At 39.7% G+C, this 11406-nt stretch carries 6 protein-coding genes and 1 pseudogene; 4 read left to right on the top strand and 3 right to left on the bottom strand.

What is annotated here, in order from left to right; all coding sequences use genetic code 11:
* The first annotated feature begins 106 nt into the window (after nucleotides 1–106).
* The 3 genes and pseudogenes from AAEY57_RS05040 to AAEY57_RS05030 all read left to right on the top strand — a co-directional run.
* On the top strand, nucleotides 107–2749 hold the full coding sequence (locus AAEY57_RS05040) for a TonB-dependent receptor (protein WP_350606724.1): 2643 nt from the start codon (nucleotides 107–109) through the stop codon (nucleotides 2747–2749).
* Nucleotides 2750–2817: 68 nt separating this feature from the next.
* Nucleotides 2818–4725: an alpha/beta hydrolase family protein gene (locus tag AAEY57_RS05035; protein WP_350606721.1), complete on the top strand. Its 1908-nt coding sequence runs from the start codon at nucleotides 2818–2820 to the stop codon at nucleotides 4723–4725.
* A gap of 230 nt (nucleotides 4726–4955) precedes the next feature.
* A pseudogene (locus AAEY57_RS05030) lies at nucleotides 4956–5290 on the top strand (transposase); the annotation flags it as partial.
* A gap of 503 nt (nucleotides 5291–5793) precedes the next feature.
* On the opposite strand, the gene AAEY57_RS05025 reads toward AAEY57_RS05030, so the two are convergent.
* Nucleotides 5794–6696 carry a hypothetical protein gene (locus AAEY57_RS05025; protein WP_350606719.1) on the bottom strand — a complete coding sequence of 301 codons (903 nt, stop codon included), beginning with the start codon at nucleotides 6694–6696 and terminating at the stop codon, nucleotides 5794–5796.
* Nucleotides 6697–6938: 242 nt separating this feature from the next.
* On the opposite strand from AAEY57_RS05025, the gene AAEY57_RS05020 reads away from it, so the two are divergent.
* Nucleotides 6939–7085: a phage integrase N-terminal SAM-like domain-containing protein gene (locus AAEY57_RS05020; RefSeq protein ID WP_350606718.1), complete on the top strand. Its 147-nt coding sequence runs from the start codon at nucleotides 6939–6941 to the stop codon at nucleotides 7083–7085.
* 106 nt (nucleotides 7086–7191) lie between these two features.
* On the opposite strand, the gene AAEY57_RS05015 is transcribed toward AAEY57_RS05020, so the two are convergent.
* Nucleotides 7192–8904, bottom strand: a complete 1713-nt coding sequence (locus tag AAEY57_RS05015) for an alpha-amylase family glycosyl hydrolase (protein WP_350606715.1) — start codon at nucleotides 8902–8904, stop codon at nucleotides 7192–7194.
* A gap of 86 nt (nucleotides 8905–8990) precedes the next feature.
* Nucleotides 8991–11396 (bottom strand): glycoside hydrolase family 15 protein, encoded by a 2406-nt coding sequence (locus AAEY57_RS05010; RefSeq protein WP_350606713.1) that lies wholly within the window; start codon nucleotides 11394–11396, stop codon nucleotides 8991–8993.
* Between the last annotated feature and the right edge of the window lie 10 nt (nucleotides 11397–11406).

Here is an 11406-nt window from a genome sequence, read left to right as displayed (position 1 = left end):
CGTGACCAAGGTGATTATTATGCCTTGATCTGATCACTACATATTCTATAAGTTCAATTTATAATGATCTTGCCGTGATGCCGTAGCCGGTGTAGCAAACGTTATCTTGAAAAAAGATGTTGAAGGATTTACATTTGATGCATCGTACCGACAACCTAAAGGTGAAGGCGGTGAAGAAACCGTACTTTCAGGGATGTGGGGTACAACCATGGATAATGGTTTTATCACTGTAGGTGTAGAATATTCAGAGCAGCAATCACAATCTTTATCTGGAAACCCTTTTGTTAAAGGCTGTGAAGAACGTATATGGGAAGCTGAAGATGGCTCAATCATTACTAGAAATAGTGGTTATGGTCCTGTAGCTAGCGGTGAAGATTCATGTGATATTTTCCCTCTAACAAACCGTATTAGTGTCCCATCGTTCTTTGGTAGTGTTTATTACACCCCAGGTTTTACAAACACAGGGATTCCTAACTTCAGTGAATCAACAGTTCCTGCGAGTCTTGAAGGGTTTTTCCCATCATGGGTTGCAGGTGACTTTGATGGTGATGGTATAAATGATGGTGTATTTGTTGACGGAGATGGTGACGGTTTCCGTGATGTTGACTTTCAAAACCCTCTATATGCTTTCCAACAGTCTGATTACTACAAAAGCGGTGATTACAGAAGCAAAAATGAACGCGTATCATTAATGCTTAATGGTGAGTATAACTTCCAAGATGATAATGATACAACCTTCTATTACGAAGGTTTATATGCAAAACGTGAGTCTCCAATATTTAGCCCTGGAGCTCAGATATTTCAACAAGTTGCAGCATCTAACCCATATAACCCTTGTGGCGTTAACGGAATAGATTGTTTTGGTGTTCTAGGTGTAGGCCCTGGAGGTCCAGAAGCTGTACAGCCAATTATTAATATTCGTGGCGACCGTGATCAAACACAGGTAGAAGTATCGCAATATCGTCTTGTATCGGGTATTACTGGTAACTTAGGCATGTTCGAAAACATTGGCTTAAATAACTGGTATTATGATGCATCAGCATCTTATAGTGCTTCTAAAGGAACCGACCATCGCGTTGGTATCAACGAAGAGCGTCTTATTTACTCTTTAGAAACATCAGTACTTAATGACGATGGGACAATTACCTGTGGAACAGGTTCAGATGGCTGTGTGCCAGTTAACTTATTTGCTGATAGTATCTTCCAAGAAGGTGGTGGTACATTATCACCAGAGGAAGCTGCATACTTATTTATCGATCGTGATATCGAAACAAAAGTAAATCAGTTTGTCTTTAATGCATTTATGGGTGGAGACTTCTTCAATTTACCTTGGAATAATGAGACCGTAGCCGGCATCGTTGGTGTTGAATTCCGTCGTGACGAAATTGAATCAAATCCAAATGCAGCAACTGCTGAAGGCTTGCTTTGGGGTTACTTTGCTGACCAAGGCGCTGATGGTTCTCGAAATCTTAAAGAAATCTTCACAGAGTTTGAATTTCCATTACTTAAAGGTGTTAAAGGTGCAGAAGAACTTACATTCACCGCTTCAGGCCGTGTTTCTGAAGAATCTTTTTATGATGCGGAATCAACATACAGCATAAAAACAATCTACCGTCCTGTTGAGTGGTTTACACTTCGAGCAACAAAAGGGACTTCTTATAGAGCTCCAAACCTTCGTGAACGCTTTTTAAATGGTACATCGGGCTTTAATACAATAGCAGATCCTTGTGTTGTACCTGAAGATGCACGAAATATTGATCCATTAAACCCTGGTTCAGCAGCAACATATAATGCAGCCGAAGAAACTCGCGACACATCTGTCTTGAATGCGTGTCAAGCATCTGGTGTTGATCCTACATCATTAGGTTTAGGCCAAAATGGTACAGACTCTTACACTGCAACTTACAGTGCAGAAATAGAAACAGGTGGCACAACAGAACTTACGCCAGAAACATCCGTTGCAAAAACGTATGGTCTAATCTTTGAACAACCATTTTCTGAAGAGTTTGATTTAACATTCTCACTTACTCGTTTTGATATTGAAGTTGCAAATAGCATAGCAGAGCCAAGTGCTGGTTATAGTATCGGTCAATGTTACTCTGCCGACGGAAACGAAGCATTCTGTAATAGAATTGGCCGAGATTCTAACGGTCAGATTGATATGGTTGATGCTAGCTTTATTAATATTGGCTTAATTTCTTCTAAAGGCTTTGATTACAATGTTTACTTTGAAACGGACACTGTAATAGCAGAAGAAAACTTAGGTATTACATTAGACTTACAAGCTACGCGCATGACTGAACAAGTATACGATGTACTCGGTACTATAGATGATAATATGGGCGAGCCTGACTCACCTGAGTGGCGTGGTTCTGCTCGTCTTCAACTTAAGTATTCTGATTTTAGATTTAACTGGGAAACTCGCTTCATTGGAAAAGGCCGCGAAGATGAAGATGACTTAGGTGAATTTGAAGAAGGTACTGCTGGTTGTCGTGGCTTAACCGATGCAAACGGAGATGCACTTAAGTGTCGTCCTGTAGGCTTTACCGATGACTATTTTGTTCACAATGTGGGCTTAACATGGTCTAACGATGCTTATAAAGTTAATTTTGGTGTTCGCAACGTATTTAATGAGGCTCCACCAAAAGTAGATCCAAGTGGTTCTTTCTCTAATACTAATATCCCATTAGGTGTTGGTTATGACACTTCAGGCCGAAGCCCTTATATTAGCTTCACAGCTTCATTCTAATACAAGTAACTACCTAATTACTTAGTTTAAATGGCCTACTTTTTAGGCCATTTTTTTGAGGGAATAAAATGAAATTAAAGAAAATAATATTATTAGGTTTATCTGTTCTAAGCTTGAATTCTTATGCTAATAAACAAGTTGAGGCAACAGAGCAAATTTCGAGTATTGATGCATTTTCTATGGCTTCAGCTATAAGAAGTGTTGTCACATCACCAAATGGTAAAAACCTTGCCATATTAAGAGCAACAACAAAAGATGGTGATTACATAATAGAAATTAGAGATCCTAATAACCTAGAAAAAGATCCGGTTAGATTAGGTGCAGATAAAATGCTCATCTCTTCTATCATATGGTTAAACGACGAAAAAATTGGCGTTATGTTTAGGCAGATATTGGAAGACGGAAATAGGAAATATTGGGTTAATAAGTTTGCAATTACAGATGCTGATGGTAAAGGTGATTGGTTATTACCTTTTAAAGACAAACGAAATGTTCAATTTCAAATAATAAATCGGCTCCCAGACAACAAAGATGAAGTCTTAGTCGAAGTAGATATTAATAATAATTACATCCCTGATGTAGTTCGCTTTAATATAAATACAGGTAGAAGCGTTACTATCATGCGTGGTAATGAAAAAATATCTGGATCATTTGTTTCTGATTACGATGGTGATATCAGAATTGCACAAGGTTGGAATAAATCCGACAATGCAATAGATCATTATGCGCGTGTTAAAGGTGATGATGATTGGAAAGTTATTAAACAGGTTAGTCCCAAAAAGCGTGAAAACTTTGAGATACTAGGCTTCACAAAAGACAACCCTGATGAAGTTTATATCAATGCTAATCTAGGAGAAAACACCACCGGTATTTATATCTACAATATTAAAACGGCTAAATATTCAACTCGGCAATTTGGCCTTGAATCTGTTGATACTGATGGGGTAATACTTGATTCTGACGGTACTATTAAGGGCTTTCGCTACAACACCAAACAACCTAAAAATTACTACATAGATCCCAATGCTCAAGCATTACAAGAGTCTATTGCCTCATTATTCAAAGGTAAATTTGTTCGAATCATGAGTCGTTCTGATGACGATAATGTTCTTGTTTTAAATGTGTCTGCTGATGATAATCCTGGTAGCTACTACATAGTGACAAATAAACAAAAATTAACCAAAATTGGTGATAGACTTCCTTTTATTGATAAAAGTAAGTTAGGAACTGTTAAATATATCTCTTATAAAGCAAGAGATGGGCGAAATATAAAAGCTTATGTGACAATTCCTGCAACTAAGGGCCCTCACCCTGCGGTTGTCTTACCACATGGTGGACCTTGGGTTCGTGACTCTATTATTTTTGATGATTGGGCTCAGCTGCTCGCTTATCATGGTTATGTAGTAATTCAACCAAATTATCGTGGTTCAACTGGCTACGGGCTTGAACATTGGATAGCAGGCGATAATAATTGGGGTCTTAAAAAACAAGATGATCTTGACGATGCCGCACAGTATTTAGTTGAAAAAGGCTTAGCTACAAAAGATAAACTCGCGTTATTTGGTTGGAGTTATGGCGGATATGCCGCTTTTGCAGCTTCTATGCGTGAAAATAATATTTATCAATGCGTTGTTGCAGGTGCTGGGGTTAGTGATCTAAGTCGAATTAATGCAACTTTAAACGAAAACCGATTTTTAAGTATTTTACAACGCCCTACTATTTCTGGTGTATCTCCTGTAGAACAAGTTGATAAAGTAAATGTTCCTATATTGATTATTCACGGTGATATCGACAGTAGAGTACCAATTAAACATAGTCGTGATTTTGTTTCTGAGCTGGAAAAGTATAAAAAAGACTTTAAATATATAGAGCTAGAAGATGCTGACCATTTCTCGGATTCACTTTTCTATGCACATAAAAAAGAATTCTACACTGAGTTATTATCATGGTTTGATAATAAATGTAGTCTTAAATAACTAAAAACCCAAAAGTTAATTCTTTTAAAAATTAAAGGGGCTAATTTTGCCCCTTTACTATTTGAAGATGACTGAATATAACCTTTTTATGTTAATAATGTTAAAACAAATAAACCAAGTAGCTAATCGAAAGGCAACCATCTCAATAACAATTTGTTGTGATATGTTTTATTTTTTTAATACTTCACACACCCATCACGCAATAAATCGTTAAGTTAATAACAAGACGAATTATTTATGAAATTAGAAATATCAATCGATTTCTAGGCGCACAAAGGCTCACGCTTTATGCTGACTTGTAAAACTAAAAACGGAATCTACTGGTAAAACCTATGGCACCCAAGGTAAAAAAATTGGCAATGCACAGCTGAAATGGGCGTTCTCCGAAGCCGCTGTATTGCTGCTGCGTCACAATCAAAACACCAACAAATACCTTGAAAAACTACAAAAGCGAATGAGCAAAGCCAAAGCACTGCCTGCGCTTGCACATAAGCTTGGCCGCTGCGTCTATTATATGCTTAAAAAAGAGACGACATTCGATGAAGCGAAATTCTTAAAGAGTTAGATGTTCTGAGTGAGCTGAACATCTAACTGGATATAAGGCTGAGCATCAATCAATTGGGTGAATTAATAACCAACAAGGTTTAACCTGATTATATGCCTACAGACCTAAGCCACTTGTCTTGATTAGACGCTCAGTACGCGTGCATTAATACAATAAACAAAGTCGCTTACACCTGACTTGATAACTGCGTTATGCACCTAACTAACTGGATCACAATGATGAAACTAGCCGCCTTGAATAGTGCCATGATGAGGTTAACCGATAAATGTCTAGTGCCCCAGCTACCCCAAAAGGATATGGGGAAAACCTGGCTGCGATGAGATCGCAATAAGAGATTACTGCGTAACGCACCCTAGATGTGTTTGCCGTAAGCTACTTGCTTAACAGCCGTATCGACAGACGAAGTAAACGAATTTGTTTATTGGTTTAGAATTGACCGTCAATTTATAAAAACGGTCAAAAAGAACACTAATGCCTATTGACAGAGTTAAGGCTCATATGTGTTATAAGCAAATTAAATCGGAATAATCCTTAGCTGTCTCTAAATTTAAAAAGATATTTTTAGGCACCTCTGATGAGCTTTTAGCTATTATCACATGCCGAAATTCACGTTGGTATTGATACTTTATATGTTTGTGAAATTCAATAATTGGTTTCTGTTCTTTTGACTTAGGCTGTATTGGATCAACGTAATCAACCATTTTATAAGCGTGGTCTTCAATTTCAATTTGGCTACTCAACCCGCTAATCAACTCATCGGTAAACCTTTGTGAATCGTATATAAACAGGCAGCTATCTGCTTCAAAGTTACTAAACATTCGTATATCAAATTGTCCACTAGAACAAAAAACATAGTAATCCCGTTTAGTTTCGTATGTAACATCTACAGTACCAATCGGTTTAATTATATTCCCGTTGGCTTTCTTAATCGTAATATCCGCAGGATTTACATGAAATACAGCTTTCATTTCATCGTCCATTTGTGCAACATTAAGGGATGTATCTAGGAATGAACTTGCCAACGAAATTTTGTAGCTATGTTTCTCAAGGTGTTCTTTTTTACCGAATTTTATTAGATGTGGTTTTTTAATAGCTGCAAGTTTGTTAATTTCTTTTAAACGATCAGAAGCTTCTAGCATAGGGGTAGGTATTGCGCTCCCACTTAAGAATTGCTCTTTTGGCAATTCACCACGTATATTAAGCTCTTCCTGTACATGCGTGAATTTAATAATCAGCTCATTCCAAGGGTTGATAGCTACATTACCCATACCTATTTTTCCATCAACCTCTAATGTGGTTAAGTTTTCCATAAGATAGCGAAGTCTATCGCTTAACTGCTCAATAGAGAGATGCTTCATATATCTATTATGTCTATAATCAGCTATCCAATATTCATAACGCTTCATTCAGCCTCCAATTGCTTATAATAATTTTATAGTGCACTCGTCGGGTATATTTCTGCCAACGTCACACCTATATATTTATTAACTACCTTTTAACAAACAACCTAACCCATTGCCAGCTATAATTATTTCTTGGTACTAAATATAATAACTAAGAAGAAAGTGCACTCGGCGCGCATTTTCTTGAATATGAGAGCGAAACAAATACACTGTATAAAAACATAGCTCTTTTTGTTGGTGGAAAGATGAAAACGCGTTCCCCATTTTTAAATTACATTGCTGAATATATGTTGGTACATCAGTATTCATTACGTACCGTGGACACCTACCTGAGGTGGATTGCATCTTATATTCATTTTCATGATAAGCGCCATGACGTAAGAAGAAGTTAAGCTAATTGTGGCTCATTAAAATGCGCTATAACTTGGGGGGAATGCAATAAAAGCACTTTTACCAAAAGGGGCTAACGTATGTTAGCCCCTTTTGTGTGTGTTTTATTTACAGTGTGTTATTCAGTAACAACAAACCATAGCCAGAGAGTTGCTCGCCATTGAGGTCGTGTTGCCAGTTAGGCGTTAACCCATCGCGTTTAATATTACTGATGCTTTGCGGGTTAGCGGTTAAGTTAAGCACAAACATACTTTTACTGCCGTTTAACTCGCGGGTTATTTCAACTAGGCCGTTGTTGTGTTGCGTTAATTCATAGCTGCCTTTAATACTCAGCTCTGGGCGCTGTTTTTTTAGTGCGATTAAGTGCTGATATAAACGCCACAGTGAATCAGATTGTGCTTGTTGCGTTTTTACATTGCGATCAGCAGCATTAATTTGCTGTGCTAAAAATTCAGGCCACCATTGGGTGTAGTTATCACCAAACAGTTCAGCCTGCTCAACCCAACTTGTTTGAGCTTGAGTAAAACCAGCTTGATTGCTGTTGTCCCATTGCATAGGAGCACGTTTATACACATCGTGACCTGTGCCACCTTGTGTTAGGCCAATTTCTTCACCGTAATAAATATACGGTGTGCCAGGAGAGCTAAATAACATGGCGGCGGCAAGTTTTGCTTTATCGTCGTGCTCAGCAAGTTGATAAGCCACACGCTCTTGGTCGTGATTAGTTAAAAACGGTGCAAAAAAATCAAGTGGTGCAGTTGAATCAATACGCTGTTGTAAATTTTGTTTAAGCACATTGGCATCAACTGTATTCACTTGTTGGTTAGATTGCATGGTGCCAAATTGCGCTTCACCACTGGCATCGGGTTTTAACAAACCCAGTATTTTATAGCCTACTTCAAAATCAAAGCCTTGATCGAGGCCTTTACCTTCGCCAAAGTATTTTGCCGCAACGGGAATGTCAGCCCATGCTTCACCTACTAAGTACGCCTCTGGATCAACGCTTTTTACGTATTGGTTAAAGTGCTGCCAATATGCAATAGTTTCGTCGGTATCGGCTTGCGCATCTGCGCCACCTTCCATTGCAAAACGTACTGCGTCTAATCTAAAGCCAGCAACCCCTTTATCAAGCCAAAACTTGGCCATTTTTTCCATTTCGGCAACAACATCAGGGTGGCGTAAGTTCAAGTCAGGTTGGCTTGCTCCAAACGCACCATAGTAATACTGCTGACGTGTCTCATTCCAATGCCATACTGCGTCGGGTTGGTCGTTATTACTCCAAGCATGTCCCCAACCACTTCCGGCTTTTGGCATATCGTCGCGCCAAATAAAGTAATCTGCATAAGGGGCTTGTTGTTTTGCTGAACGCTGAAACCATTCATGATTACTTGATATATGGTTTATAACTAAATCAAGTATGACTTTCATGCCTTTGTCGTCAGCGGCTTTTATAAAGGCTTCAAACTCTGCCATGCTGCCGTAGTCGTTTTCTACTTGGTAAAATTCAGTAAAATCATAGCCATGATACGACGGTGCTTCAAACATCGGGGTTAACCACAATGCGTTAACGCCAAGCTCTTGTAGATACGGGAGCTTTTGGGTCATACCATTAAAATCGCCATGACCATCAGCATCGCTGTCGTAAAAACTGCGGGGCCAAATTTGATAAAATACCGCATTTTGCCACCAAGGCGTTGCGTGTTGCTCAGTATTTAATTGCGATGTTTCGGTGTTATTCGTGTTGTTATTTAATGATGGTGCACTTTGGCAGCCTGTTAGCATGATTGCTAATGCTAATGCGCTCAAGGTAAATGTTTTCATTTCAGCCTCATTATTATTGTAATAAATAACATAGCCGTATTTTACTATGGCTATGTTAATTAACCTGAACTGCGGATAGTTTGTGGTTATTTTAGTGCTTTAGTTACCACTGGGTAATGATCCCATACCTGCTTGTCGCTTAGTGAGCGCACTAGCTTAACGTATTCAGCATGCGTCCACGCCAGTGGTGTGGCCGAGTTTGTACCCTCGCCTAACGTGTATCCTGCTTTATTTACGCCCACGCCATCCCATACTTGTTCTGGTAGCATCATCCCTTGGTTAGCAAATTGCTCTAGCCCTTTTACATAGCTATTTTTAATAGCCTGCTGTTTTGTTGCATCTAAACTATTATTGGCATTTGCGGCGGCAATTTCATAATGGCCCCGTTCACCGGTAAAAAATGGCCAAACTCGCCCACGTTGCCCTGGGCTATTTTTTCCACCTTCGGCATAGTTAGCGCCCGTTACTTCGTCTTCACCGTATCCGTCGTTACCATAGCGGCGGTAGCCTGCAAATGTGCCGCTGCCATCAATAAACTCAAAGCTGTATTTAACTTGTAGGTTATCGGTTAGGGTTTCGTCATCATATTCTGGGAGTGTTTTTACTATGCTAGGCGCTAGCGCATCACGTACGCCATAGCGAACGAGTTCTAAAAATCCACCATCGAGTATTTGCTTTTTATTAAACCCTTCACGGCCATTGTTGGCGTTAATTTTAGTATTTGAATTGGCGTCTTTGTCTTGGCCAATGCGAATAAAGTATTCACCATCTGAGGCGCTCGACTCTAAATTACCAGTCGTTGTAAACATTAATTTTTCAATATCATTGTTATAACGCTTAGCTGTATTTAGGTAACGTGCTGCATTGGCATTATCACCTGCTAGTTTAGCGATATCGGCTGCAGTAATTAAACCAGCAACAACCGCGGCGGTGGTTGATGGCGAATACCCTTCTTGCTCTTCCCAGCGTTCTTGCTGAGTGGCTGGCGGCGTTATTTGTGTATCGTTCCATAGAATGTTTGCACGGCCACCCTCAACTAAAAAGTCTGCCGCGAGCTTTAACATACGGCTATACCAATCGCTCAGCTCTGCATCTGTTAATACATCAGCTTGATGAAGCTTCCACGCTAGCATAATAGGCATAGCGGTTTGGTCTAACTGTACGCCTACCCATTCAAGTTCGCCATCTACGTGCGTTTTTTGTAAAAACCACCCAGTATCACCTTTATTGCCCGGGGTTTTGCTGTTTACTTGAACTTTTTCAAGGTATTCAAATGCGGTTTTAGCGGTCGCATTATCGCCCATGGCCATAAACGCCATGGCAACTTGATAAAAGTCGCGCACCCATACCGCTTTATAACCAGTAGAACCTGTTTTAGCCGATACGGTTTCGCCCCAAGGGTTAGATAGAGAGGCAATAAGTGCCCCGGCATGGGTTTTGTCTTCTTGGGCTTTTAATACCATAGCACTGGTATAAAGTAACTTGCCGTTATCAGCGGTTTGTTCGCTCATGTTATTTAGCGGTGCAAGGCTTTGCAGGTAGTCTTGCCAACCAAGCGCTTCGCCTTTACCGTTGTAATTATCAAGCACAGCTTGGTAACCTTTGGCTAGCGTAGCTTGGCCTTGTTTAAAACTTGCTTGCTGGTTGTTGCCAAAACTTAGGCTTAAATCGAACTGGCTGTTTTTACCAATTTCACCTAGCTCTGCTAATAAACTAACATTCCCCGATTGTTCACCGGTATTTTTATAAACGCGGGTAAGCTGCTGAGTTGTTTTAAGCTGGCTTAAACCATCACTCACACCTGTAAAACCAACACTTGTTTGTTTAAATGGCTGTGCACCTTGCAATGACAAGTAATTCTCGCCCTGCCACGCTACCAACCCTTGCTCGGTGGTTTTTGCAAAGTCATCTAAGCCGTTGTTGTTTATATACGGGTTAACTGTTACATATGCTTTTACACCGTCAAGCTGGGTATTAAAAATACTGCGTACAAATAAGCTTTGCCCGTCTGGATCGGTAAATATATGTTTTTCGAGGCTAAAGCGACCTTGCTTATCTTTGCTTACTACTTTGTATGCTAATGATAACGGGCGGCCTTTATCGTCTTTGTATAAGTAATCAATGGTAACGTCTAAATCGTCAGCTTCGGTGACTGTAAAATCTTTTCCGACTACAACAAATTGCATGTCTTTAATTTGCGCTTGATGAATAAGCCCGAACATGGTTTCGGTGATCATCCCTTTGGCAATCGAAAACCATACTTTTGACACTTTACCTGTAGGTGCGTCGTCACTGTAATGGCCATTTTGGTATTGCTCAAAAGACGTGCCTATCCCAGTTTTGCCTGCGTATGCCCAAAATGGTGCTTCGCCTGGTGCGCCTGGTGCACTCACTGATGTTTGCGCTACTGCACTGGTTTGCGTATTTTGCACACCACAACCGACAAGGCCTGCGGCCAATATTGTCGCGGTAATTAGGTTATATTTTTTCATTTTAGCCCCT

This window comes from Pseudoalteromonas sp. MER144-MNA-CIBAN-0113, assembly GCF_040308965.1.
GTDB classification, from domain to species: Bacteria; Pseudomonadota; Gammaproteobacteria; order Enterobacterales; family Alteromonadaceae; genus Pseudoalteromonas; species Pseudoalteromonas tetraodonis.
This window is presented reverse-complemented; position numbering and strand designations above follow the sequence as displayed.

Bases quoted from the DNA above. Each gene is read 5' to 3' on its own strand.
- AAEY57_RS05020 (WP_350606718.1), top strand. From the start codon at position 6,939: ATGAAAACGCGTTCCCCATTTTTAAATTACATTGCTGAATATATGTTG.
- AAEY57_RS05025 (WP_350606719.1), bottom strand. From the start codon at position 6,696: ATGAAGCGTTATGAATATTGGATAGCTGATTATAGACATAATAGATAT.
- AAEY57_RS05010 (WP_350606713.1), bottom strand. From the start codon at position 11,396: ATGAAAAAATATAACCTAATTACCGCGACAATATTGGCCGCAGGCCTT.
- AAEY57_RS05035 (WP_350606721.1), top strand. From the start codon at position 2,818: ATGAAATTAAAGAAAATAATATTATTAGGTTTATCTGTTCTAAGCTTG.
- AAEY57_RS05015 (WP_350606715.1), bottom strand. From the start codon at position 8,904: ATGAAAACATTTACCTTGAGCGCATTAGCATTAGCAATCATGCTAACA.